The sequence below is a fragment of the Ferrovibrio sp. genome (assembly GCF_036381655.1).
Lineage (GTDB): Bacteria > Pseudomonadota > Alphaproteobacteria > Ferrovibrionales > Ferrovibrionaceae > Ferrovibrio.
Window position 1 is genome coordinate 66,170 of the sequence record NZ_DASVCJ010000064.1, and the last position, 23,094, is coordinate 89,263.

General features: G+C 65.3%; 23 protein-coding genes. 10 read left to right on the forward strand and 13 right to left on the reverse strand.

Annotated features, from left to right (window positions below):
* Window positions 1-9 precede the first annotated feature (9 nt).
* The 4 genes from VF194_RS13590 to mutM form a co-directional block, all read right to left on the reverse strand.
* The gene (locus tag VF194_RS13590) at window positions 10-1,194 is read right to left on the reverse strand and encodes an ATP phosphoribosyltransferase regulatory subunit (RefSeq protein WP_330891718.1); all 1,185 of its coding nucleotides are present in this window, start codon (window positions 1,192-1,194) and stop codon (window positions 10-12) included.
* A 25-nt stretch (window positions 1,195-1,219) separates the two neighbouring features.
* Complete coding sequence (locus tag VF194_RS13595; RefSeq protein WP_330891719.1) at window positions 1,220-1,996, reverse strand: enoyl-CoA hydratase; 777 nt, start codon at window positions 1,994-1,996, stop codon at window positions 1,220-1,222.
* Between the two features lie 25 nt (window positions 1,997-2,021).
* Entirely contained in the window at window positions 2,022-2,366 is a 345-nt protein-coding gene (locus VF194_RS13600) for a hypothetical protein (RefSeq protein WP_330891720.1), read from the reverse strand.
* A gap of 166 nt (window positions 2,367-2,532) precedes the next feature.
* Window positions 2,533-3,357 (reverse strand): bifunctional DNA-formamidopyrimidine glycosylase/DNA-(apurinic or apyrimidinic site) lyase, encoded by an 825-nt coding sequence (gene mutM / locus VF194_RS13605; protein ID WP_330891721.1) that lies wholly within the window; start codon window positions 3,355-3,357, stop codon window positions 2,533-2,535.
* A 49-nt stretch (window positions 3,358-3,406) separates the two neighbouring features.
* Between mutM and ubiE the strand changes: the two genes are divergently transcribed.
* Both ubiE and ubiB read left to right on the forward strand, forming a co-directional pair.
* Window positions 3,407-4,147 carry a bifunctional demethylmenaquinone methyltransferase/2-methoxy-6-polyprenyl-1,4-benzoquinol methylase UbiE gene (ubiE, locus tag VF194_RS13610; RefSeq protein ID WP_330891722.1) on the forward strand — a complete coding sequence of 247 codons (741 nt, stop codon included), beginning with the start codon at window positions 3,407-3,409 and terminating at the stop codon, window positions 4,145-4,147.
* Between the two features lie 42 nt (window positions 4,148-4,189).
* Window positions 4,190-5,785: a 2-polyprenylphenol 6-hydroxylase gene (ubiB, locus tag VF194_RS13615; protein ID WP_330891723.1), complete on the forward strand. Its 1,596-nt coding sequence runs from the start codon at window positions 4,190-4,192 to the stop codon at window positions 5,783-5,785.
* A 75-nt stretch (window positions 5,786-5,860) separates the two neighbouring features.
* Here the strand turns inward: ubiB and VF194_RS13620 are convergent, their stop codons facing one another.
* Window positions 5,861-7,030, reverse strand: a complete 1,170-nt coding sequence (locus VF194_RS13620) for a porin (RefSeq protein WP_330891724.1) — start codon at window positions 7,028-7,030, stop codon at window positions 5,861-5,863.
* A gap of 387 nt (window positions 7,031-7,417) precedes the next feature.
* Window positions 7,418-8,572: a porin gene (locus VF194_RS13625; RefSeq protein ID WP_330891725.1), complete on the reverse strand. Its 1,155-nt coding sequence runs from the start codon at window positions 8,570-8,572 to the stop codon at window positions 7,418-7,420.
* 586 nt (window positions 8,573-9,158) lie between these two features.
* Between VF194_RS13625 and VF194_RS13630 the strand changes: the two genes are divergently transcribed.
* From VF194_RS13630 to holA, 4 genes are all read left to right on the forward strand, one after another.
* The gene (locus VF194_RS13630; protein WP_330891726.1) at window positions 9,159-9,692 is read left to right on the forward strand and encodes a DUF3576 domain-containing protein; all 534 of its coding nucleotides are present in this window, start codon (window positions 9,159-9,161) and stop codon (window positions 9,690-9,692) included.
* A gap of 75 nt (window positions 9,693-9,767) precedes the next feature.
* The gene (gene leuS, locus VF194_RS13635; RefSeq protein WP_414656107.1) at window positions 9,768-12,341 is read left to right on the forward strand and encodes a leucine--tRNA ligase; all 2,574 of its coding nucleotides are present in this window, start codon (window positions 9,768-9,770) and stop codon (window positions 12,339-12,341) included.
* Window positions 12,328-12,894 (forward strand): LPS assembly lipoprotein LptE, encoded by a 567-nt coding sequence (gene lptE, locus VF194_RS13640; protein WP_330891728.1) that lies wholly within the window; start codon window positions 12,328-12,330, stop codon window positions 12,892-12,894. Before leuS ends, lptE begins: the two co-directional genes overlap by 14 nt.
* Entirely contained in the window at window positions 12,891-13,907 is a 1,017-nt protein-coding gene (gene holA / locus VF194_RS13645; protein WP_330891729.1) for a DNA polymerase III subunit delta, read from the forward strand. Before lptE ends, holA begins: the two co-directional genes overlap by 4 nt.
* Here the strand turns inward: holA and VF194_RS13650 are convergent.
* Window positions 13,904-14,953 (reverse strand): WD40 repeat domain-containing protein, encoded by a 1,050-nt coding sequence (locus VF194_RS13650; protein WP_330891730.1) that lies wholly within the window; start codon window positions 14,951-14,953, stop codon window positions 13,904-13,906. The genes holA and VF194_RS13650 overlap by 4 nt on opposite strands.
* Window positions 14,946-15,983, reverse strand: a complete 1,038-nt coding sequence (locus VF194_RS13655; protein WP_330891731.1) for a GTP-binding protein — start codon at window positions 15,981-15,983, stop codon at window positions 14,946-14,948. The genes VF194_RS13650 and VF194_RS13655 overlap by 8 nt, the downstream gene beginning before the upstream one ends.
* A gap of 113 nt (window positions 15,984-16,096) precedes the next feature.
* Here VF194_RS13655 and VF194_RS13660 point away from each other — a divergent pair, with 113 nt between their 5' ends.
* The 4 genes from VF194_RS13660 to VF194_RS13675 all read left to right on the forward strand — a co-directional run bounded on the left by VF194_RS13660 (window position 16,097) and on the right by VF194_RS13675 (window position 19,202).
* Window positions 16,097-16,606, forward strand: coding sequence for a methylated-DNA--[protein]-cysteine S-methyltransferase (locus VF194_RS13660; protein WP_330891732.1), 510 nt, complete (start codon window positions 16,097-16,099; stop codon window positions 16,604-16,606).
* 162 nt (window positions 16,607-16,768) lie between these two features.
* A complete protein-coding gene (locus VF194_RS13665; protein WP_330891733.1) occupies window positions 16,769-17,467 on the forward strand; it encodes a dienelactone hydrolase family protein in 699 nt (232 codons plus the stop codon).
* A 32-nt stretch (window positions 17,468-17,499) separates the two neighbouring features.
* Window positions 17,500-18,474, forward strand: coding sequence for a quinone oxidoreductase (locus tag VF194_RS13670; RefSeq protein ID WP_330891734.1), 975 nt, complete (start codon window positions 17,500-17,502; stop codon window positions 18,472-18,474).
* Window positions 18,471-19,202 (forward strand): HugZ family protein, encoded by a 732-nt coding sequence (locus VF194_RS13675; protein WP_330891735.1) that lies wholly within the window; start codon window positions 18,471-18,473, stop codon window positions 19,200-19,202. Before VF194_RS13670 ends, VF194_RS13675 begins: the two co-directional genes overlap by 4 nt.
* 10 nt (window positions 19,203-19,212) lie before the next feature.
* Here VF194_RS13675 and VF194_RS13680 read toward each other — a convergent pair whose 3' ends face one another.
* From VF194_RS13680 to VF194_RS13700, 5 genes are all read right to left on the reverse strand, one after another.
* Window positions 19,213-20,013: a MetQ/NlpA family ABC transporter substrate-binding protein gene (locus VF194_RS13680; protein ID WP_330891736.1), complete on the reverse strand. Its 801-nt coding sequence runs from the start codon at window positions 20,011-20,013 to the stop codon at window positions 19,213-19,215.
* A 44-nt stretch (window positions 20,014-20,057) separates the two neighbouring features.
* Window positions 20,058-20,711, reverse strand: coding sequence for a methionine ABC transporter permease (locus VF194_RS13685; RefSeq protein WP_330891737.1), 654 nt, complete (start codon window positions 20,709-20,711; stop codon window positions 20,058-20,060).
* On the reverse strand, window positions 20,680-21,753 hold the full coding sequence (locus VF194_RS13690; protein WP_330891738.1) for a methionine ABC transporter ATP-binding protein: 1,074 nt from the start codon (window positions 21,751-21,753) through the stop codon (window positions 20,680-20,682). The genes VF194_RS13685 and VF194_RS13690 overlap by 32 nt, the downstream gene beginning before the upstream one ends.
* Window positions 21,750-21,944, reverse strand: a complete 195-nt coding sequence (locus VF194_RS13695) for a hypothetical protein (RefSeq protein ID WP_330891739.1) — start codon at window positions 21,942-21,944, stop codon at window positions 21,750-21,752. Before VF194_RS13695 ends, VF194_RS13690 begins: the two co-directional genes overlap by 4 nt.
* Before the next feature lie 690 nt (window positions 21,945-22,634).
* Window positions 22,635-23,042 carry a DUF2000 family protein gene (locus VF194_RS13700; protein WP_330891740.1) on the reverse strand — a complete coding sequence of 136 codons (408 nt, stop codon included), beginning with the start codon at window positions 23,040-23,042 and terminating at the stop codon, window positions 22,635-22,637.
* Window positions 23,043-23,094 lie beyond the last annotated feature (52 nt).

Sequence of the window (23,094 nt, forward strand, 5' to 3'; positions counted from 1 at the left end):
GAGCCATCGCTAAATCTTCCGTACCGCCTGGCCGTCCCAGACATGGCTGCAGCCGGCGGTCTTGGCCGCCTTGGCGACATCGCCGGTCTCCTTTTCCAGCGCCGCCCAGGTCCGGTGGCCTTCGCCGCGCAGCTTCGCCGCCACGCCGGCATCGGTGCCGAATGGCAGATAGACCATGGGCGGCACCGGCTGCGCCGGCAGCGCGCGCATCACGCTGTCGAGATAAAGCGTGAAGCCGGTCGCCGTCTCTCCGGCCGGCGTCATGTACCGTCCGCCGCGGCCGAGCTCGCCGCGCACATTGCGGGCGAACAGGGTGAAGGCGATGCCGGTGTGATATTCGAAGCCGCGGAACTCGCCGGGGTCCAGTGTCAGCAGCAGATCCGGCGCCGCCGCCGCGACGTCGCGGACCAGGCCGTCGAGATCGGCGACGATCCGCGCCGCTTCCTCGGGCAGCTTCAGTGTCTTCAAGCCGTCCAGGGCGGCGCGCGCCGGGCCGGCAAGTTCGAGCAGCCGCAACAGCGTCGGCGCCGCAGCGCCGCCGGCGGCCTTCAGCTCGGCGGCATCCTTGCGGTCCAGCGCGCGGCGCGCGGCGCGCGCCTGCTTCGGTTCGAGTCCCGCCGCCTGCATGATCGCCGGCGCCAGGAGCGGCTGCGTGATGTCGAGCGACAGGCCGCCGACGCCAAGACCGGCCACCGCTTCGGCCGCCAGAACGGCGACCTCGACATCGGCCGCCAGGGCCTCCGCGCCGATCAGCTCGACGCCGGCCTGGGCGAATTGCCGCTCGGGCCGCAATTGGCTGCCGCGCACGCGCAGCACCTGGCCGGCATAGGCCATGCGCAGCGGCCGTGCGGCATCGCGCAGGCGGGTGGCGGCGATGCGCGCCACCTGCAGCGTGATATCGGTGCGCAGGCCCATCATGCGCTGCGACACCGGATCCATGACGCGGAACATCTGATCGGCCAGGTCCTGGCCCGAGCCGGCCAGCAGCGTCTCCTCGAACTCGATCAGCGGCGGCTTCACCCGCGCATAGCCGTAACGGGCGAAGGCGGCGAGCAGCCCCTCGCTTGCCTGCGCCTCCCATTCGGCACGCGGCGGCAGCACGTCGCGCAGGCCGGCCGGCAGCAGGCCGGCGGACGGCGCCAACTGGCCATCGGTTCCAGGGATTTCGCGCAGGCTGCGGCTGCGAGGGGGCATGGCGATCGTCTGCCTGTTCTGGCGTCTACTTGTTCTGGAAGTTCGGCTTGCGCTTCTCGGCGAAGGCGGCCATGCCTTCCTTCTGGTCGAGCGTGGCGAAGGTGGAATGGAAAACGCGCCGCTCGAAGCGGATGCCTTCGGCCAGCGTCGTCTCGTAGGAGCGGTTGACCGATTCCTTGGCGATCATCACGATCGGGCGCGACAATTCGCAGATCCGGTTGGCCACTTTGATGGCTTCGTCGAGCAACTGATCCTTCGGCACGACACGGCTGACCAGGCCGGCGCGCTCGGCCTCCTCGGCATCCATCATGCGGCCGGTGAGGCACATCTCCATCGCCTTCGACTTGCCGACGAAACGCGTCAGCCGCTGGGTGCCGCCGGCGCCCGGAATGGTGCCGAGATTGATCTCCGGCTGGCCGAATTTGGCATTGTCGGCGGCGAGGATGAAATCGCACATCATCGCCATTTCGCAGCCGCCGCCCAGAGCATAGCCGGCGACCGCGGCGATCACCGGCTTGCGGCACTGGGCGAGGCGCTCCCAGTCGCGGGTGATGAAGTCCGCCTTGTAGACTTCCATGTAATTCTTCGGCTGCATCTCCTTGATGTCGGCTCCGGCGGCAAAGGCCTTTTCCGAGCCGGTGACGATGATGCAGCCGATCGCGTCGTCGTCCTCGAAGGTGTCGAGCGCCTGGGCGAGCTCCTTGACCAGCTGGGCATTCAGCGCATTCAGCGCCTGCGGACGGTTGAGCGTGATCAGGCCAACCGGGCCGCGCGTCTCCACCAGGATATTCTCGTACGCCATGACGGGTTTTCCTCTTGCTGATCTTTTAGCGATTGGGCAGCAGTTCGAAACGGACGGTCAGCATCCGGCCATCATTCTGGAAGCTGAGCCGCAGCCGCTCGGACTCGCGATGGTATTCCGCCGGCCCCTCGGCCTGCCAGCCGAGCTGCGGCAGCGTCGCATCGTAGAATTGCTTGACCGCCGCCCGGCTCACCGCGCCGCTGGCTTCGGTGCTGGCGATACGGCCGGCGGGCTTGTCGAAGACGGTCGCGGCATCGGCGTTTTCGGTCAGGCCCGGCATCAGCGGCACGTCCTCGGCAATCGAGAGAAACCTCCCCGCGGCCAGGCTGGCGGTTGCAGAAAAGCCGGCCAGCCCGATCAGGGCAGCCATGAGAAGGGCATGGAAACGCTGCCTGCCGGACCGGAGCGAGGCGGGAGCAAACATGGGGCGGACTTTGGCAGTTTGAGCCGGGTTTTGGAAGGCCCTGAGGCCCAGGAAATGCCTCTCTTCCCCCGTGCGGGAAAGGGCCGGGGCGGCCGAAAAGCGGCGGGCTTTCCTACCGCTGGCAGGCGGCGCAATAGAAAGTCGAACGTCCCGACTGCACGATCCGCTTCACCGGCTTTTCACAGGCGGTGCAGGCCTGACCTTCCCGGTCGTAAACCCTGAAGCGGGTCTGGAAATAGCCGAGCTCGCCGTCCGATTGCACATAATCGCGCAGGGACGAGCCGCCGGCCTTGATCGCCTCGTTGAGGACGGCCTTGATCGCCGGGACCAGCTTTTTCAGCTTCTCCGGCGGCACCGTCCCGGCCAGACGCTTCGGGCTGATTACGGCGCGGAACAGCGCTTCGCAGACATAGATATTGCCCAGCCCCGCCACCACGGTCTGATCCAGCAGGGCGGCTTTCATCGGCGTCTTCTTGCCCTTTAGCGCCGCCTGCAGCACTGCCGGGGTGAAATCATCGGCCAGCGGCTCGGGCCCCAGTTCCGCCAGCAGCCGGTGCCGCGGCAGCGCGGCGGCCGGCACGAGGTCCATCATGCCGAAACGGCGCGCATCGTTGTAGGTGACGCTCCAGCCTTCGTCGGTGGCGAAAACGACATGGTCATGCGGGCCGATATCGTTGGGCCAGCCGAGCCGCAGCAGCATGCGGCCGGACATGCCGAGATGCACCAGCCAGACCAGCCCGCCCTCCAGCCGGATCAGGATGTATTTCGCCCGCCGCTCCAGCGCCTCGACCCGGCGGCCCTGGATGGTCTTGGCGAAATTCTTCGGCAAGGGAAAACGCAGATCGGGCCGATGCGCCTCGATGCGGGCGATCCGCCGGCCGTCCAGCTTGAGCGCCAGCCCGCGGCGCGTGGTTTCCACTTCGGGCAATTCGGGCATGGCCCTGTCTATACCGTGGCGGATTGGTTTCGGCTATGGTCTGCCTGCCATGACGAACGAGACCCATTTCGGCTTCCGCAGCGTGCCCGAGGGCGAGAAGGCCCGGCTGGTGCGCGGCGTCTTCGAATCGGTCGCCAGCCGCTACGACCTGATGAACGACCTGATGTCGGGCGGCGTCCACCGGCTGTGGAAGGCGCAGATGATCGACTGGCTGCAGCCTCGCGGCGCCATCCGCGTCCTCGATGTCGCCGGCGGCACCGGCGATATCGCATTCCGCATCATGGACCGCGCGCCACAGGCCGAGATCGTCGTCGCCGACATCAACGCCGCGATGCTGGAACAGGGCCGGAACCGGGCGATCGACCAGGGCCGGCTCGCCCGCCTGACCTGGGCCTGCATGGATGCGGAGCGGCTGGCGCTGTCCGACCGCTCGGTCGATGCCTATACGATCGCCTTCGGCATCCGCAACGTCACCCATATCGATCAGGCGCTGCGCGAGGCCTATCGCGTGCTCAAGCCCGGCGGGCGTTTCCTCTGCCTGGAATTTTCCGCCGTGCGCAATCCGGCCATCGCTGCGGCCTACGATGTCTACAGCTTCAACGTGCTGCCCAAGATCGGCGGCCTGGTGGCGAAAGACGAGGATTCCTACCGCTATCTGGTGGAGAGCATCCGCCGCTTTCCGAACCAGGCGGATTTCGCCGCGATGATCGAGGCGGCCGGTTTCCGCAATGTGCAGGTGCGCGACCTCAGCTTCGGCATCGCCGCGCTGCATTCCGCCCGCCGGATTTAGGACCCTTGCTCGGATGAACCGGTTGATGGCCGCGACATTTTCATGCTGACCGATCTGCGCCATCTTCGCCGGCTTTTCGCCATCGGCCGCTGCTTCGCCCGGCACGATGCGCTGTTCGTGCTGCGCGACGCGCCGCTCGGCGCATCGGCGCGGGGCGCGCTTGCGCTGTTCCAGGCCGTCTTCGGCCGCAAGCGGCCGGGTTTGCGTCCCGGCGAGCGGCTGGCCAATGCCCTGAGCGAACTGGGGCCGAGCTTCATCAAGCTGGGCCAGGTGCTGTCGGTCCGGCCGGATCTGATCGGCGCCGCCCTGGCCGAGGATCTCGGCCGCCTGCGCGACCGGCTGCCGCCGTTTCCGGCCAAGCTGGCCGAGCGGACCATCGAAGCCGAATTCGGCCGGCCCCTGGCCAGCCTGTTCAGCGCATTCGACCGCGAGCCGGTGGCGGCGGCCAGCATCGCCCAGGTGCATTTCGCCGAGACGGCAGGCGACGGGCAGGCGGGCGACGAACAATCCGGTGGCCAGCCGGCCTCGGTTGCGGTGAAAATCCTGCGGCCCGGCGTGGAAGCGGCTTTCGCCCGCGACCTGGAACTCTTCGCCTGGCTGGCCGACAATGCCGAGCGGCGCCTTCCGGGCATGGACCGTCTGCGGCCGCGCGACGTGGTGGCGACCTTGCGCGACTGGGTGGCGATCGAACTCGACCTGCGCCTGGAGGCGGCGGCGGCCAGCGAACTGCGCGATAATTTTCGCGACGATCCCGATGTCGTCGTCCCGGCGATCGACTGGCAGCGCACGGCGCGGCGCGTACTCACCGTGCAGCGCATCAGCGGCATTCCGATCGAGGACCGCGCAGCCCTGCAGGATGCCGGCATCGACCTGTCCACCGTGGCCGAGCGGGTGATCCGCCTGTTCCTGAAGCAGGCGCTGCGCGACGGCTATTTCCATGCCGACATGCATCACGGCAATCTGTTCGTGGCGCCCGATGGCCGCATCGAGATGGTCGATTTCGGTATCATGGGCCGGCTCGATCTCGGCACGCGGCGCTTCATGGCGGAGATGCTGGGCGCCTTTCTCTCGGGCAATTGGCGCCGGGCAGCGGAAGTGCATTTCGAAGCGGGCTATGTGCCGGCCGACCGCTCGGTCGATCTGTTCGCCCAGGCCTGCCGCTCGATCGGCGAACCGATCCTGGACCGGCCGATGACGGAAATCTCGATCGGCCGCCTGCTGGCGCAGCTTTTCCAGATCACCGAGACCTTCGGCATGCGCACGCAGCCGCATCTGCTGCTGCTGCAGAAGACCATGGTGACGGTCGAGGGCGTGGCGCGCAGCCTGGATCCCGACATCAATTTCTGGGAAGCGGCGCGGCCGGTGATCGAGGATTGGGCAGGGCGCAATATGGGACCGGAGGCGCGGCTGCGCGAGATCGCCGGCAACCTGACCGAGACGGCGCGGCGGCTGCCGCAGATCGCCAGAGGCTTCGAAGCCCTCGCCGGCAGCTTGCAGGCGGACGGCCTGCGCCTCAGCGACGGCAGCCTCAGGGAACTGGCGAAGATACAAACCCGTGCCAGGCGGCCGCTGCTCCTGGCGTTATGGACGATCGCCGCCCTGCTGGCCGCCGGCCTGCTGCTGGGATTGTCGCAATAGGGCCGCAATAAAGCCGGCAAAAAAGCAAGGGGCCGGTTGCCCGGCCCCTCCCGATGATCACCCTTGATCGCTGGATCAGAAGTCCAGACGGATGCCCATGGTGCCGAAGGTCTGCTTGTTGTCGGCACCCGCATCCGGATCGATCTTCTCATGACCGACGCCGGCGAAGGTCAGGACGCCGGTGGCGACCTGATAGGTCACGCCCAGCATGTAGAGGTCTTCGCTGGAGGCGCCGATGGTGGCGACATTGGTGCGCCGCACATTACGGCCTTCGACACCGATACCGACCGAGCCCGGCTGCGTGCCGTTGGTCAGATACTTCAGACCGGCAGCGAAGCCATGCTTGTCGGCACTGCTGGCGCGGTTGAGCTGCTCCTGGGTATACAGGCCGCCCAACTGGATCTGCGAACCATTGCCGACATTGTAGGCAACGTTCACGCCGCCCTGATAGCCGTGGACGCGATCACCCGAAGTATCCGTACCGGAACCCAGGCGGCCGCTGTAATAGGCACCGAACAGAGCGCCGTCGAACGGACCGAACGACTCGATGTAGTTCGCCGCCACGGCATAGACGTCCTGCATGTTGACGACGGTATCGCCGTTCGCACCGGAGGTGAAGGAGTTGCAGGCGTTGGTCGAACCGACGTCGGTGTTGTCCTGGCAGGCATTCGGCACATAGGAGAAGCCGAGCTGCAGACCCTTACCCGCCTTGGAACCGAAATAGCGGTTCGCGGAGGTGTAGAGGTTGATATGCTCGGAATCGTCCGGCGCACCGCTGAAGCGCAGGCGGTAATTGTCGCCGCCGAAGAAATCGCCGGTCGTGCCGACCGTGGTGGTCGAATCGCCCGGGATGGCATTCGGCGTACCGTAGGTCATCTTGTTCGGCACCAGGTCGGTGGAGCCGAGTTCGATGCGGCCGATATCGCGGCGCTCGACGAAGAGATAGGATTCGTCGATCTGATCGCTCTCGGTCGAGCCTTCCAGCTCGACGCGGCCGCCCACGATGGCGCCGTTATCCAGCACCGAGCGGATGTTGAACCAGATTTCCGCGTCCGGCGAGCCGAAGGTCTTGGCGGGCTGATCGGTCTGGCGCTCGCCGCGATCCTGCACGACGAAGCTGCGGGTCATATAGCCGCCAACGGTAACACCGATCGGCTGCGCCTTGGTCTGGGCATTCGCAGCATCGGCCAGCATCAAGCCGGCAGCCGCCACGAGTGCGGTTTGGAGGAGAAGGGTCTTTTTCATCTGTGGGTCCTTCCTTGGAGAGACGTGTCAGCGTCGAAGGACGAACTCCCGCGACCACCCTTTAGCGCGACGATCATAGCCGCCGCGTTTTGAAAGGCTTAGCCGGCGACTTGGACAAAGACGTGACAACCGACACACCCTTAGGAAGGTGATTTTCGCTGTTGCAAAAATACAACATGGCGGCGGAGGACAGAGACCGCTATCCACGACTTCATTTTTCTTGAAGACAAAAGGCCCGGCTCGGCCGCGACGATTTTTACGGAGACGAGCGGCGGGCGATGATCCGGCAGCGAGCCGTCGCCGCATCGAATCACGCATAAAAGAATCACTCATAAAAAAAGGGGCAGGTTGCCCTGCCCCTTTTCCCAATCCGATCCGGGGATCGAATTAGAAGTCCAGACGCATACCGATCTTGCCGAAGTTCTGCTTGTTGTCCGAACCGGCAGTATCCGAATCGATCTTCTCGTGGCCGACGCCGGCGAAGGTCAGGATGCCGGTGGCGACCTGGTAGGTCACGCCGAGCATGTACAGATCTTCGTCGCCGCTGCCGGTGACATGGGCCTTGCGGCCTTCCAGACCGAGGCCGACCGAACCCGGAGCGGCGCCGTTGGTCAGATACTTCAGACCAGCGGTCCAGATATGCCGGTTAGCCGTGACTGCGTCGCTCTCTTCCTGGGTGTACAGGCCACCCAGCTGAATCTGCGAACCGCCGCCCACATTCCAGGCGAAGTTCACACCGCCCTGAATGCCGCCGGCCCGATCGCCGGTCGCATTGGAGGCCGAGCCGGGACGGCCGCTGTACCAGCCGACATACAGAGCGCCGTCGACCGGGCCGAACGACTCGACGTAGTTCGCGGCCAGGGCGTAGACGTCCTGCATGTTGTTGGGGGTGCTGTTGTTCGCTTTCGAGGTGAAGGACTGGCAGGCGTTGACCGAGTCAACGTTGACGTTGTCCTGGCAGACGTTCGGCGCATAGGAGAAGCCGAGCTGCAGACCCTTGCCCACCTTCGAACCGAAGTAGCGGTTCGAGGAGGTGTAGACGTTGATGTGCTCGGAGTCGTTCGGGTTAGCAGCGAACCAGCCCATGTAGGTGTTGCCGCCGAAGAACGCAGCGGCCGAGCCCGTCACAGTGGTCGACTCGCCCGGGATGGCGTTCGGCGCACCGTACAGCATCTTGTTGGGCACCAGGTCGGTGGAGCCAACTTCGATACGGCCCAGGTCATGCTTTTCGACGAACAGGTAGGACTCGTCGATCTGGTCGGCTTCGGTCGAGCCTTCCAGCTCGACGCGGCCGCCGATCACGGTGCCGTTATCCAGCACGGAGCGGATGTTGAACCAGATTTCCGCGTCGGGCTGACCAAAGGTCTTCGACGGCTGGTCAACCTGCGCATTGCCGCGATCCTGGAACATGAACGCGCGGGTCATGTAACCGCCGACGGTCACGCCGATCGGCACAGCCTTGGTCTGGGCGTTCGCAGCGTCGGCCAGCATCAAGCCGGCGGCTGCAACGAGCGCGGTTTGTAGAAGCAGCGTCTTCTTCATTTTCCTCTTTTCCTCTCCCACCGGGATTTGGGTTTGCAGTGCTAGTCACTCGCAATGAACAATCAGCCCGAGTGGGCTGAGTGATCGTCAGGGATGAAGCCATTCCGTGCCCGCAAGTGTCAATAAAAGCGGCAGAATCCGGGATGCTTTTCCGATCACTGTTGCATTCGCGCCACACAGAAACGGAGCGGAGCGCGCTTGAAAAGCAGCAAGCGGACCTTCAAAGGCAGCTCTTCCGAGACGGCGGGTTAAGGGCCTTCGTTGCCATTGGCTCCGGCCAACCGATTCGCGGCCTCCGGCAATCGTTGTTTTTCAATTAAAAGTTGCAGCCGAGACATCAACTGGTATAGGGTGATATCCTTTGTTTCCAATGCCTTAAGGCATAGACCCGCCACCCTGTTAGCGAAGGCGAAACCGAGCGTCTTCCGCGCAATAAAATTACCTCAAGCCGCCTTCGTGCAAGGAGCGCCGCCGATTGGCCTTCCGGCTGGAATTATGCTATCCCACAGCCCGCAATTGCGTATTGGAAGGTTTCGCCGTCATGGCTGCTCTGCCGTCGTCCGCTCGAAGGTCGTCCATTCGGAAATTGGCCGTTTTCGTCCTGCCGGCCCTGCTGGCCCTGAGCGGCTGTTCATCCCCCGGCGATGGCGAGACGCAGACCTATTTCCCGGAGAAGAACCAATACGGCACCTATGATCCCGCCCCGACCTCGGCGCGGCAGGGCGTCTTCGGCGGCAACGGCCTCGATATCTTCGGCAGCGGCAGCAAGAAAAAGCAGGATGAAGGCGGCGGCGGCATCGGCGTCAACAGTTTCCTGTGGCGCGCCACGCTGGACACCATTTCCTTCATGCCGCTGGCATCGGCCGATCCCTTCGGCGGCGTGATCATCACCGACTGGTACACGCCGCAGCAGACGCCGGACGAGCGGCTCAAGCTCACGGTTTACATTCTCGACCGGTCGCTGCGTGCCGATGCCCTGCGCGTCAGCGTCTTCCGTCAGGTCCGCCAGAACGACGCCTGGGTCGATCAGGCGGCGGCACCGAACACGGCCATCAATATGGAAGACGCCATCTTGCAGCGGGCCCGCGAACTTCGCATGGCGGCGGAGGCGCGGCGCTGACGCCGGCCCGCCGCCACCGTTCTTGCCGCCCCACCTTCATCGCCGACACGGCGACATGTCCGATTGAAAGAGTAGATGTCGATGTCCCGCTATAACGCCAAAGCGGTCGAAGCCAAGTGGCAGAAAATCTGGGACGAGCGGCAGGCCTTCCGTGCCGTCACCGATCCCGGTCGCCCGAAATATTACGTGTTGGAGATGTTCCCCTACCCGTCGGGGCGCATCCATATGGGCCATGTGCGCAACTACACGCTGGGCGATGTCGTCGCCCGCTACAAGCGCGCGCGCGGCTTCAACGTGCTGCATCCGATGGGCTGGGATGCCTTCGGCCTGCCGGCGGAGAATGCCGCCCAGGAGAAAAAGGTCCACCCCGCCGCCTGGACCTATGACAACATCGCCAATATGCGCGCGGAATTGCAGCGCATGGGCCTGTCGCTCGACTGGAGTCGCGAATTCGCCACCTGCCATCCCGGCTATTACAAATACCAGCAGAAGCTGTTTCTCGATTTCCTGAAGGCGGGGCTGATCTATCGCAAGGAAAGCTTCGTCAACTGGGACCCGGTCGATCAGACCGTGCTGGCGAACGAGCAGGTCATCGACGGCCGCGGCTGGCGTTCGGGTGCCTTGGTCGAGCGACGCAAGCTGTCGCAATGGTTTCTCAAGATCACGGCCTATGCCGACGATCTGCTGCAGGCGCTGAACGGGCTGGACCGCTGGCCCGAGCGCGTGCGGCTGATGCAGCAGAACTGGATCGGCAAATCGGAAGGCGCGCGCTTTTCGTTTGCGCTGAAGGATCGCAAGGACAAGATCGAAGTCTATTCGACCCGGCCGGACACCCTGTTCGGCGCCAGTTTCGTCGCCATCGCCGCCGATCACCCGCTGGCCGCAGAGATGGCGAAGTCGGATGCGAAGCTTGCCGCCTTCATCGAGGAATGCCGCAAGACCGGCACGGCGGAAGCCGAACTGGAGAAGGCCGAGAAGAAGGGCTATCGCCTCGCCGTCGAAGCCGTGCATCCGTTCGATCCAAGCTGGACCCTGCCGGTTTACGTGGCGAATTTCGTGCTGATGGAATACGGCACCGGCGCGATCTTCGGCTGCCCCGGCCATGACCAGCGCGACCTGGATTTCGCGCGCAAATACCGCCTGCCGGTAAAAGCCGTGGTGGCCCCGAAAGGACAGAGCGACATCGAGATCGGCAGCGAAGCCTTCCTCGAAACCGACAACACCGTGGCGATCAATTCCGGCTTTCTCGACGGCCTCGATGTCGCCAGCGCCAAGCGCGCGGCGATCGCCAGGCTCGAAGAGCTCGGCGCCGGCGAAGGCACCACGACATTCCGGCTCCGCGACTGGGGCGTCTCGCGCCAGCGCTACTGGGGCTGCCCGATCCCGGTCATCCATTGCGATACCTGCGGCATCGTGCCGGTGCCGGACGCCGATCTGCCGGTGCTGCTGCCCGATGACGTGACTTTCGACAAGCCGGGCAATCCGCTGGATCATCATCCGACCTGGAAGCATGTGAGCTGCCCGTCCTGCGGCGGCAAGGCGCAGCGCGAAACCGACACCTGCGACACCTTCGTCGACAGCTCCTGGTATTTCGCCCGCTTCTGCAGTCCGCGCGCCGATGTGCCGCTGGTGCAGGCCGATGTCGATTACTGGATGCCGGTGGATCAGTATATCGGCGGCATCGAACATGCCATCCTGCACCTGCTGTATTCGCGGTTCTTCACCCGCGCCCTGCGCGATACCGGGCATCTGTCGCTGAAAAGCGGCGAGCCCTTCGCCGGCCTGTTCACGCAGGGCATGGTCTGCCACGAGACCTACCGCGACGCCTCGGGCGCCTGGCTGATGCCGACCGAGGTCAAGAAAGAGGGCGATACGGCCAGCCATATCCGCACCGGCGCGCCGGTCACCATCGGCCGCGTCGAGAAGATGTCGAAATCGAAGAAGAACGTCATCGACCCCGGCCTGATCATCGACACATACGGCGCCGACACGGCGCGCTGGTTCATGCTGTCCGACAGTCCTCCGGAACGCGACCTGGAATGGACCGAATCCGGCGTCGAAGGCGCCTGGCGCTTCACGCAGCGGCTCTGGCGGCTCGTCTCCGAGCCGAGAGGCCCGATCGCGCCCAAGGCCGCACCGCAGCCGGCCGCGTGGAAGGGCGCTGCCCTGGAGCTGCGCCGCGCCCTGCACAAGACGATCCTTGCCCTGACCGGCGATCTCGAGCAGTTCCATTTCAACAAGGCGGTCGCCCGCGTGCATGAATTCGCCAACCTGCTGGAGGCGGTCAAGGACGACGATGCGGCCACCGCCTGGGCGCGGCGCGAGGCGCTGGAGACTCTGGCCAAGCTGATCGGCCCCATGGTGCCGCATCTGGCCGAAGAGATCTGGCAGGCGCTGGGTAACGACGGCCTGCTGCTCGATCAGCCCTGGCCGGTGGCTGACGCCGATCTTGCCCGTGACGATACGGTGACGATTGCGGTGCAGGTTTCCGGCAAGCTGCGCGCCACTATCGAGGTTGCGCGCGACATGGCGCAGGGCGAGCTGGAAAAGCTTGCCCTGGCCAACGACAATGTACAGCGCGCCATCGACGGCAAACCGGTGCGCAAGGTGATCGTGGTGCCGAACCGGATCGTCAATGTGGTGGTCTAGGCAAACCGCCGCGGCTTTGCTCGCCCTGTCGCTGGCCGGACTTGCCGGCTGCGGCTTCCGGCCGCTTTATGGCCAGCGCGGCAGCGGCCAAGGCGTCGTGCCGGAATTCGCGCAAGTGTCGATCATGCAGCCGGATACCCGGACCGACCAGGAGTTCCGCAACACTCTGCTCGACATGCTGACGCCCGAAGGCAGCCCGGAGCAGCCGCGCTATCTCCTGGAGTACAAGATTACGGAATCCGTAGGCTCGGTTTTCGTTACCCGCTCGGAAACGGTCACGCGCAGCAATCTGCAGGTCAGCGTCAGTTATTACCTGCGCGACTACCAGACGGGGCAGTATGTCGTTTCCGGCGGCGCTTCCAGCCAGGCGTCGTTCAATCAGACGGTCAACGATTACGCCAATCTCGTAGCCGAACGAGATGCCCGTGCGCGCGCCCTGCGCGATACCGCCGAGCAGGTCCGCATCCGCTTGGCCAATTATTTCGACCGCTGGCGCGAATTGCGGCAACAACAATTGCTGCTGCAGCAGCAACAGCAGCAGACCGCCAAATGAAGCTGCAGGCGCGGGAGGTCGAGGCCTTTGTCAAACGGCCGCGGCCGGAAATCCGCGCCGTGCTGCTGTTCGGCACGGATGCCGGCCTGATCCGCGAACGCGCCAAACAGATCGCGCAGAGCGTCGTCGCGGATCTGAGCGACCCCTTTCGCGTCGCCACGCTGACCGGCGCGCAACTGCACGAAGATCCCGCGCGGCTCGCCGACGAAGCGGCCGCGATCGCACTGACCGGCGGCCGCCGCGTCGTCATGGTTTCGGGTGCCGGCGATCGCAATGCCAAGCTGTTGGAAGGCTTCCTGGACGATCCGGTGGGCGATGCGCTGATCGTCGTGGAGGCCGGCGAGCTGGCGGCGCGGTCGTCCTTGCGCGGCGCCTTCGAGGATTCGCCGATTGCCGCTGCGCTCGGCTGCTACGCGGATGACCAGCGCGCCCTGCATACGCTGATCGAAACCATGGTGCACGAAGCGGGCAAGAAGATCGCGCCGGAGGCCGTGGCCTGGCTGGCGGACAATCTCGGCACCGACCGCATGGTCAGCCGCGGCGAGATCGCCAAGCTGCTGCTGTACAAGGGCGGTGATGCAACGCCGATCAGCCTGGAAGATTGCGAGGCCGTGGTCGGCGACAGCGCGACATTGTTCCTTGACGATGCCGCCTTTGCCGCCTTCAGCGGCGATTTCGCGGCGCTGACGGATGCGTTGACCCGCTGCGAGAGCGCGGGTGAATCGCCGGTGGCGATCCTGCGCGTGGCGCAAAAGCATGGCCAGAAGCTGCATCTGGCCGCCGGCAGCCGGGAGGCCGGCAATCGCGTCGATCCGACCCGGCTCGGCGTGCATTGGACGCGGCGCGACGGCTTCGAGCGTCAGCTCAAGCAATGGTCGAGCGATCGGCTGATGCGCGCGCTGGAGATTCTGACGGAAGCCGAGCTGACGGCAAAAAGCACCGGTATGCCGGCGGCGGCGGCCTGCGGCGACGCGCTGCTGCGCATCGCGCGGGCCGCCCGGGTCAGCCGCTAGGCAGTGCCGAAATCGAGGATTGCCGCCGCGCCGTCCTCGCTGCCGGCCAGCAGATAACGCCCATCGCCGCTCCAGCACAGCGCCGTCACCGGTCCGTTGCCGATCCGCTCGAGCTCGATGCCCGACCTGTCGGCAAGCCGCCCCAGCCTCAGCCAGCCATCGGCATGGCCGGAGGCGAGCAGGCCATGGCGGGGGTGGAAGGCCACATGGGTGACCAGCGCACCGCGGTTGAGCTCGACCGGCACGCTGCCCATCGGTCCCTTGCCCTTGCAATCCCAGACCACCGCGACTTCGGCGCCGCCGGTTGCCAGCCAGCGCCCATCGCGCGACCAGGAGAAGCTTTTCGGCTTGGCCGGATAGCCGCTCATGCGCATATCGGCACTGTCGGCGAGCCGCCAGCCATGCAACTCGTTCTCCTGCGTCGCCGTCATGATGAACTTGCCGTCGGGCGACCATGTCACCGCGACATGCGAACCCTTCCAGGCGAGCCGCTTCGCCTGCTGCGGCTCTGCCTTGGCCCACCACAGGCTGACGCCGCCGTAATGCGCCGCCGCCAGCCGCTTGCCTTTCGGATTGAAGGCAATGCCGGTCACCGTGCTGGGATGATCCTCGAAGACGGCGATCCGGGTCGTATCCTGGCCGTTCAGCAACCCCAGGCGCTTGCCTGCACTATAGGCGATGGCGCTGCCGTTATCGGCGACCGCGACATGCTCGATCCACTTGCGCGGCACCGCCGCAAGCTCGCGTCCCTCGCCGGCGACGGTGGTGAGCATCAGCTTGCCGTCATCGCCGCCACTCAAAAAGCCCTTTCCGTCAGGCGAAGCCGCCAGGCACAGCAGGGCCGCGTCGGGATGGGCGATCAGCCGCCGCGTGCTGGGCGCTTCCGGCTCGGCGAATACGCGCAAGGCGATCGAGCCGTCGCCCAGGCCGAAGCCGGCGACGCCGGCGGATTCGGCCGCGGCGGCGGCCACGACGCCAGATTTGAACTGCCAAAGATAGGCGCGAAAGCCGACCTGCGTCGCGCCGGCGGAGCTGACCTCAGGCACGGCAGGCCTCGAACCCTTTTTTCAAGGCGGCGGCATCGAGATCGCGGCCGATGAAGACGAGGCGCGAGACATGCGGCTCATTCTCGCGCCAGGGCCGCTGGAAATCGCCGTCCTTGATCATATGCACGGCCTGGAAGACGAAGCGCTTGTCGGCGCCCTTGAAATCGAGGATGCCCTTGGCGCGCAGGATGTCGGGCCCCTTGGTCGCCAGCAGCTCGCTGATCCAGGCATCGAACTTGCGCGCATCGATCGGCGCATCGGCAGTGAGCGATACGCTCTTCACCGTCGCATCATGCTCATGGTCATGGTGGTGATGATCGTGATCATGGTCGTGGTCATGTCCGCAATGCTCGTCATGCACATGGCCGGGCTCGCCATGCGCCGGGTTCGCCTTCAGGAAATCCGGCTCCAGGCTGACGATGCGGTCGAGATCGAAGGCGCCGCGGTCCAGCACCTTGTCCAGAGCCACGTCGCATCTGGTGGCCCGGTGAATCGGCGCATAGGCGTTCACCGCGCGGATGCGCGCTTCCACCTCGGCCATCTCGTCGGGCGAGACCAGATCGGCCTTGTTGAGGATGATGACGTCGGCGAAGGCGATCTGCTCTTCCGCTTCGCGGCTGTCCTTCAGGCGCGCCGGCAGATGCCGGGCATCGACCACGGTGACGATCGAATCCAGCTTGGTGCGGCGGGCGACGTCTTCATCGACGAAAAAGGTCTGCGCCACCGGACCCGGATCGGCCAGGCCGGTGGTCTCGACGATGATGCCATCGAAACGGTCCCTGCGCTTCATCAGGCCTTCGATGATGCGGATCAGGTCGCCGCGCACGGTGCAGCAGATGCAGCCGTTGTTCATCTCGAAGACTTCCTCGTCGGAATCCACCACCAGATCGTTGTCGATGCCGACCTCGCCGAACTCGTTGATCACGACGGCGTATTTCTTGCCATGCGGCTCAGTCAGGATGCGGTTCAACAGCGTCGTCTTGCCGGCCCCGAGATAGCCGGTCAGAACGGTAACGGGGGTTTGCGACATGGACGATACTCCGGGGAGTGATACGGCAAGAATGCGGACTTGTTATATATAGGGTGCCCAACCATAGTAAGGCACTGGCTCAAGTCCAGTACCGGGGCGGAAGAGAGGCCAAAATGGCGAATGCGGCGGAGATATCCTGGATCGTGGTGCCGAGCCCGCTCGGGCCGCTGACCGTGACGGCGAAGCCGGAGGCGATCACGGCGGTCGATTGGGGCGGCAGGCCGGGTGGCGGCAGGGCCATGCCGGTCCTCGCCGAGGCGGAACGGCAACTGGCGGCCTATTTCGCCAAAAAACTGGACCGTTTCGACCTGCCGCTGCAGCCGGCCGGCAGCGATTTCCAGAAAGCGGTGTGGGATTTCATGCTGGCGATCCCGATGGGCGAGACCCGCACCTATGGCGAGGCGGCGGCGGCCACCAATGCCCCGGCCCGGGCGGTCGGCGGCGCCTGCGGCGCCAATCCGATCCCGGTGATCATCCCCTGCCACCGCATCCTGGCCGCCGGCGGCGAGGTGGGTGGCTATTCCGGCATGGGCGGTCTGGCCACCAAGCGCTGGCTGCTGCGCCATGAAGGCGCTTTCGTGCCGCCGGAGCAGGTCAGCCTGTTTGCAGCGGGCTTGCGGTGACCGCCGGCCTGCAATGCGTGCCGGACTGCTGCGCCAGAGAACCGGCGCTGCGGACCAATCTGATACTTACCACGCGCATACCACGGGCCGGCGATTGATTGCCGCCGGCTCCTGCCGTTAGAGTCGCTGCGGCGTCAATCAGCGAAAACAGCGGAGGGAACAATGGCCAGGACACTCACCATCCAGGCGCATGACGGCGGCAATTTCTCGGCCTATCTGGCCGAACCGGCCGGCGGCAAAGGTCCCGGCATTCTGGTGATCCAGGAAATCTTCGGCGTCAACAAGGTGATGCGCGACATCTGCGACGGCCTGGCCGCGCAGGGCTACCTGGCCCTCTGCCCGGATCTGTTCTGGCGCCAGGAGCCCGGCGTCGATATCACCGACAAGACCAAGGAAGAATGGGACAAGGCCTTCAAGCTGTTCAACGGCTTCGATCTCGACAAGGGAATCGAGGACCTGAAATCCAGCCTGGCCGTTCTGCGCAAATCGCCGGGCTGCAGCGGCAAGGCCGGCACGGTCGGCTTCTGCCTGGGCGGGCGGCTGGCGTATCTGATGGCCTGCCGCAGCGATGTCGATGCCGCCGTCGGCTATTACGGCGTGGCGCTGACCGAGCATCTGGCGGAAGCGAAAAACATCCGCAAGCCGCTGATGCTGCATATCGCCAACGAGGACAGATTCGTCCCGAAAGAGGCGCAGGCGCAGATCAAGGCCGCCTTGAAGGACAACCCGCTCATCACGCTGCATGACTATCCCGGCTGCGATCACGCCTTCGCCCGCGCCGGCGGCGAGCATTTCGACCAGAAGGCGGCCGACCTCGCCAACCAGCGCACCGCCGACTTCTTCAAAAAACACCTAGCCTGAACCACCATCCCCAAGTCCAAGGAAAGATAAAAATGGCACATGCGATCCGTATTCATCAGGTTGGCGGCCCGGAAGTGATGAAATGGGAGGCCGTCGAGGTCGGCGAGCCGGGCCAGGGCCAGATCCGTCTCAAGACCACCGCCGCCGGCCTGAACTATATCGACACCTATCACCGCAGCGGCCTGTACAAGCTGCCGCTGCCGCTGACCTTGGGCATGGAGGGCGCCGGCACGGTGACGGCGGTCGGTCCCGGCGTGAGCGACATCAAGGTCGGCGACCGCGTGGCCTATGCCTCGCAGCCGCTCGGTTCGTATTCGGAAGAGCGGCTGATGCAGGCCGACCGCTGCGTCGTGCTGCCCGACGGCATCAGCGACCAGCAGGCTGCCGCCATGATGCTGAAGGGCATGACGGCGGAATACCTGGTGCGGCGCACCTACAAGATCCAGAAGGGCGACACCGTGCTGTTCCACGCCGCCGCCGGCGGCGTCGGCCTGATCTTCGGCGAATGGGCCAAGGCCCTGGGCGCCACGGTGATCGGCACGGTCGGTTCCGAGGACAAGGTCAAGCTGGCGCGCGAGCACGGCTATGATCACGTCATCAACTACCGCACCGAGAATTTCGTCGAGCGCGTCAAGGAAATCACCAAGGGCGAAGGCCTGCCTGTCGTCTATGACGGCGTCGGCAAGGATACCTGGTCGGGCTCGCTCGACTGCCTGCGGCCGTTCGGCCTGATGGTCAGCTTCGGCAACGCCTCCGGTTCGGTGCCGCCGGTAGATATCTCCATCCTTGCCGGCAAGGGCTCGCTCTACGTCACCCGGCCGACCCTGGTGACCTATACGGCGAAGCGGGCCGATCTGATCGGCTCGGCCAATGCGCTGTTCGATGTCGTCAAGGCGGGCAAGGTCAGGATCGAGATCAAGCAGACCTACGCCCTGAAGGACGCCGCCAAGGCCCATGCCGATCTGGAGGCGCGCAAGACCACCGGCTCGACCCTTTTGCTGCCGTGATCGCGGACACCACGCCTGCCGTCCAAGCCCGTGCGGTGGCCCGCGCCTGCCGCACGGCAACCTTGGCGACCTTGATGGCGGATGGCTCGGGCCGGCCCTATGCCTCGCTGGCGCTGGTCGCCTTCGACCTGGACGCCAGTCCGCTGCTGTTGATCTCGCGTCTGGCCGACCATACCAAGAACCTGACCGCCGATCCGCGCGTGTCGCTGCTCTGCGACGGCACCGCGGGCTTTGCCGAGCCGCTGACCGGGCCGCGCGTGTCGTTGCTGGGCCGCGCCGAGCGCACCGACGAGCCGCAGCATCGCGAACGCTTCCTGCGCCGCCAGCCGGGGGCGGCGATGTATGCCAGCTTCCAGGACTTCGCCTTTTACCGCGTCGCCGTCAACCGCGCCCATATCGTGGCAGGCTTCGGCCGCATCCACTGGTTCAACGATTATGCCTTCGAGGAGGACACGGCTGCCCTGGCCGCCGCGGAAGCCGACATCCTTGCCCATATGAACGACGAGCATACCGATGCCGTGCAGCTTTATGCCACGCATCTGCTCGGCAAGCCGCATGGCGGCTGGCGCATGTGCGGCATCGATCCGGAAGGGGCGGACCTGCTCCGCGGCTCGGACGAGACCGGCTACGAACTGGCCCGCCTGCCGTTCGAGCAGCCGGTGCTGGATGCCGACGCCGCGCGCGCCGAGCTGGTCAGGCTGGTCAAGCGCGCGCGGACGACGGATTGATCTTTCCCGCTTACCAGCTCGTCACCACGGCCTTCTGATACTTCTGTTCGATGAAGGCCTTCACTTCTGGCGAATGATAAGCCTTCACCAGCCTGGCGAATTCCGGCTTGTCCTTGTCCTGGGTGCGCACGGCGATGATGTTGGTATAGGGCGACTTCGCATCCTCGATGGCGATGGCATCGCGCGTCGGCTGCAGGCCGGCGGTGATGGCGTAATTGGTGTTGACCGCCGCGGCATCGACCTCGTCCAGCGAGCGCGGCAGCTGGGCGGCATCGAGTTCGAGAATCTTGAGATTCTTCGGATTGTCGACGATGTCGAGCGGCGAGGCCTTCAGGCCGGCAGCGGGCTTGAGCTTGATCACGCCGGCGCGCTGCAGCAGAAGCAGGGCGCGGCCGCCATTCGTCGGATCGTTCGGGATCGCCAGCCGGGCGCCGGATTTCAGATCTGACAGCGACTTCACCTTCTTCGAATAGATGCCCATCGGGAAGACGACGGTGTAGCCGATATTGCTCAGCTTGTAGCCGCGATCCCTGATCTGCGCCTCCAGATACGGCAGGTGCTGATAGGAATTGGCATCCAGGTCGCCGGCGTTGAGCGCCGCATTCGGCTGCACGTAATCGCTGAACTCGACGATCTCGATCTTCAGGCCGTCCTTCTCGGCCACCTTCTTGACCACTTCCATGATCTCGGCATGCGGGCCGGCGGTGACGCCGATCTTGATCGGCTTGTCCTGGGCCTGAGCGGCCGGCGCGGCCAGCAGAGCGGCCAGGCCGAGCGCGGCAAGATGCCGACGGGTAAGCGAAGCAGACATCACGATACTCCTTTTTATGGTTGGGGAGACTTGGACGAAAACTCTCAACGGTGGCTGAGCTTGCGGACCAGACGGTCGCCGAGCGACTGCACGCCCTGGACGAAGACGATCAGCACCAGAACCACGGCCAGCATCACCTCGGGCTGGAAGCGCTGGTAACCGTAGCGGATGCCGATATCGCCCAGGCCGCCGCCGCCGACCGCGCCGGCCATGGCCGAATAGCCGATCAGGCTGACCAGGGTGATGGTGAGGCCGGCGACGATGCCAGGCAGAGCCTCGGGCAGCAGGACGCGGGTGACGATCTGCAACGGCGTCGCCCCCATGGCTTCTACCGCCTCGATCAGGCCGGCCGGCACTTCGCGCAGCGCGGTTTCCACCAGGCGGGCGATGAAGGGGACCGCCGCGACCGTCAACGGCACGATCGCCGCCGCCGTGCCGATGGAGGTGCCGACGACGAGCCGCGTGAAGGGGATGATCGCCACCATCAGGATGATGAAGGGCGTCGAGCGTGTCGCGTTGACGACGAGGCCAAGCACGCGGTTCAGCGCCAGGTTCTGCAGGATCCCCTGCCGGTCGGTCAGCACGAGGACGACGCCGAGCGGGATGCCGAACAGGGCGGCGATTCCGCCGGCGATGCCGACCATCGCCAGGGTTTCCAGCAGGCCGTCAACCAGCAGCGCGATCAAGGCGGTGGACATGACCCAGTTCCTCCACGAAAAGTTGACGGGCGGCGAGATAACTCCTGGCGGCAGCGACCTTCGCCGCATCGTCGGGCAGCCGCACGACCATGGTGCCGAAGGGCCGGCCCTGAATCTCGTCGATACGGCCATGCAGGATGCTGATGTCGAGATCGAGATTGCGGCTGAGCTCGGCGATCACCGGATCGTCGGCATGCGGCCCGGTGAACAGGATGCGCAGCAGCCGCCAGCCCCACTTGCCCGGGTTGCGGCTATCCGCATCGTCCGCCGCGATCCGCCGCTGCAGCATCGGCGGCAGATCGAAGCCGATCAGGTCGGCGACGAAGCTGCGCGTGGTGTCGTGCTGCGGGCGGGTGAAGACGTCGAAGGTCGCACCCTGCTCGATCACGCGGCCCTGCTCCATCACCGCGAGGCGGTCGGCGATCTCCTTGACCACCGCCATCTCATGGGTGATCAGCACGACGGTGAGCTTGAGCCGGTCGCGAAGCTCCTTGATCAGCGCCAAAATCTGCTCGGTGGTTTCGGGATCGAGCGCCGAGGTCGCTTCGTCGCACAGCAGCACCTTGGGGCCGGTCGCCAGGGCGCGGGCGATGCCGACGCGCTGCTTCTGCCCGCCGGATAGCTCGGCCGGGTAGCGCTCGGCCTTGTCGGCGAGGCCGACCAGTTCGAGCAGAGGCGTCACCTTGGCTTCGATCGCCGGGCGGCTTTCGCCGCGCAATTGCAGCGGCAGCGCGACATTGTCGAATACATTGCGCGAGGACAGCAGGTTGAAATGCTGGAAGATCATGCCGATCTCGCGCCGGGCGCCGCGCAGATCGGCCGCGCCCAGGGCGGTCAAATCGCGGCCATCGACCAGCACCTGGCCGCGGCTCGGCCGCTCCAGCAGGTTGATGCAGCGGATCAGCGTCGACTTGCCGGCGCCGGAACGGCCGATGATGCCGAAGATTTCGCCGGCGGCGATATGGAGGGAAATGTCGCGCAGGGCTTCCACCGTCCCCTGCGGGCCGGTGAAGCTCTTGCCGACATGGCGCAGATCGATCATCGCAGGACCTCTTCGTAATCAGCCCGCCGCAGCTGGCGAGCGGCGCGTTCGGCATCGGCGGCATGGCGGAACAGGCGCCGTTCGATGGCGCCATAGCGCGGCGCGGACGCAAAAAAGCGGAATCCGCCGCGCTCGCGGATCACCACACCGGCGGCCTCGCCGGCCGCCTCGATCACATAGGCTTCAGTCATGGAACCCTCCACATCCGGCCTCGGCCGGTGCAAAAACTCTTTGTCGGATCACAAACGCGAAAGCGGAAACGGCGCGATCAGCGACAACAGCAGAGGGATGTTTTGCGCAAGGTTTTCGCGGCGGCTGCCGCGATGGCGGGAACGGGATGGAATTGCATGGCGCGCATGGGTCGCTCCGATACCAAACTTCGGGCCCACGACATTCCGCCGTGGCGCTTTAGCGTTGGTGACGCGGCGCAAGCTGCCCCTCAAATCCCGCGGTCCGGCCATAACCGGACGACCCCCATTTTTCACACCGGGAATAATCAGTCAATCCTGATCCACACCAGAAAACGCAAATTAGATCTGCGTCAGGCTCATAGTACGCGCGCAGCGGCGCAGCGGCTCAGCCGCCGAGCAGAAGGCTCCAGAACCAATCCCGGCGGCGCGTGCTGAATTGCTGACGGTCCTGCAGGGCTACCTCGCGAAACATCGCACGTAAGACATTGCCGCAGAATGGTTTCCATCGGTCTGGGCCGGTCCGGCAATGCCCCATTTCTGCCGGACCGGCCCAACCCCGCCACGACCAGCAAGGTGGCGGGGCGACCTATGACATCGCAACTCGTGGGGTGGGTAACCGGAGCGCGATGACCTGGATTATATGCGAATGATTATCAAAAGCAAGCTCTGAAATGCCCGGCGAGTGATTTTTCACGGATGCAGCGACAGCCCCTTCACCGCCTTGTCGACCGCCTTGCGCTCGCCGTAGAGCGCGAGCCCGGCCCAGTGATGGCTCTCCGGATTGCTCTCGCGGAAGACGGCGCGATTGGCGGCATCGTGGCCGGTGGCGAACATCGCCTCGATATACGGCACGACGGTCAGATCGCGCTCCAGCGCTGCGCGATGCGCCTTCTGCAACTGCGGCAGATCGCCGGCAAAGACCAGGATCGGCTGGCCGGCCATGCGCGCGTAGGACCGGCCGGTGGCGTCGATGTAAGGCTCGCCGATGCAGTCCGGCACGGCGGCGGCGATGCCGCTGGCCACAAAGGCGGCGACATTGAGCTTCTGCCAGACGGCGAGATCCTGGCGCACGACGATGGCGATCTTGGTGGTGAACATTGCGGCCTCCGCTTCTTCTTTTTGGTTATCGCGCCGCAAAGATTGCGGCGGC

What these genes read in the sequence shown, in the direction of transcription:
- holA (WP_330891729.1), top strand. Translation starts at nt 12,891, where the DNA reads ATGAAGCTGCAGGCGCGGGAGGTCGAGGCCTTTGTCAAACGGCCGCGG.
- VF194_RS13660 (WP_330891732.1), top strand. Translation starts at nt 16,097, where the DNA reads ATGGCGAATGCGGCGGAGATATCCTGGATCGTGGTGCCGAGCCCGCTC.
- VF194_RS13685 (WP_330891737.1), bottom strand. Translation starts at nt 20,711, where the DNA reads ATGTCCACCGCCTTGATCGCGCTGCTGGTTGACGGCCTGCTGGAAACC.
- ubiE (WP_330891722.1), top strand. Translation starts at nt 3,407, where the DNA reads ATGACGAACGAGACCCATTTCGGCTTCCGCAGCGTGCCCGAGGGCGAG.
- leuS (WP_414656107.1), top strand. Translation starts at nt 9,768, where the DNA reads ATGTCGATGTCCCGCTATAACGCCAAAGCGGTCGAAGCCAAGTGGCAG.
- VF194_RS13595 (WP_330891719.1), bottom strand. Translation starts at nt 1,996, where the DNA reads ATGGCGTACGAGAATATCCTGGTGGAGACGCGCGGCCCGGTTGGCCTG.
- VF194_RS13700 (WP_330891740.1), bottom strand. Translation starts at nt 23,042, where the DNA reads ATGTTCACCACCAAGATCGCCATCGTCGTGCGCCAGGATCTCGCCGTC.
- ubiB (WP_330891723.1), top strand. Translation starts at nt 4,190, where the DNA reads ATGCTGACCGATCTGCGCCATCTTCGCCGGCTTTTCGCCATCGGCCGC.
- mutM (WP_330891721.1), bottom strand. Translation starts at nt 3,357, where the DNA reads ATGCCCGAATTGCCCGAAGTGGAAACCACGCGCCGCGGGCTGGCGCTC.
- VF194_RS13625 (WP_330891725.1), bottom strand. Translation starts at nt 8,572, where the DNA reads ATGAAGAAGACGCTGCTTCTACAAACCGCGCTCGTTGCAGCCGCCGGC.
- VF194_RS13655 (WP_330891731.1), bottom strand. Translation starts at nt 15,983, where the DNA reads ATGTCGCAAACCCCCGTTACCGTTCTGACCGGCTATCTCGGGGCCGGC.
- VF194_RS13665 (WP_330891733.1), top strand. Translation starts at nt 16,769, where the DNA reads ATGGCCAGGACACTCACCATCCAGGCGCATGACGGCGGCAATTTCTCG.
- VF194_RS13680 (WP_330891736.1), bottom strand. Translation starts at nt 20,013, where the DNA reads ATGTCTGCTTCGCTTACCCGTCGGCATCTTGCCGCGCTCGGCCTGGCC.
- VF194_RS13600 (WP_330891720.1), bottom strand. Translation starts at nt 2,366, where the DNA reads ATGGCTGCCCTGATCGGGCTGGCCGGCTTTTCTGCAACCGCCAGCCTG.
- VF194_RS13620 (WP_330891724.1), bottom strand. Translation starts at nt 7,030, where the DNA reads ATGAAAAAGACCCTTCTCCTCCAAACCGCACTCGTGGCGGCTGCCGGC.
- VF194_RS13670 (WP_330891734.1), top strand. Translation starts at nt 17,500, where the DNA reads ATGGCACATGCGATCCGTATTCATCAGGTTGGCGGCCCGGAAGTGATG.
- lptE (WP_330891728.1), top strand. Translation starts at nt 12,328, where the DNA reads ATGTGGTGGTCTAGGCAAACCGCCGCGGCTTTGCTCGCCCTGTCGCTG.
- VF194_RS13690 (WP_330891738.1), bottom strand. Translation starts at nt 21,753, where the DNA reads ATGATCGATCTGCGCCATGTCGGCAAGAGCTTCACCGGCCCGCAGGGG.
- VF194_RS13695 (WP_330891739.1), bottom strand. Translation starts at nt 21,944, where the DNA reads ATGACTGAAGCCTATGTGATCGAGGCGGCCGGCGAGGCCGCCGGTGTG.
- VF194_RS13590 (WP_330891718.1), bottom strand. Translation starts at nt 1,194, where the DNA reads ATGCCCCCTCGCAGCCGCAGCCTGCGCGAAATCCCTGGAACCGATGGC.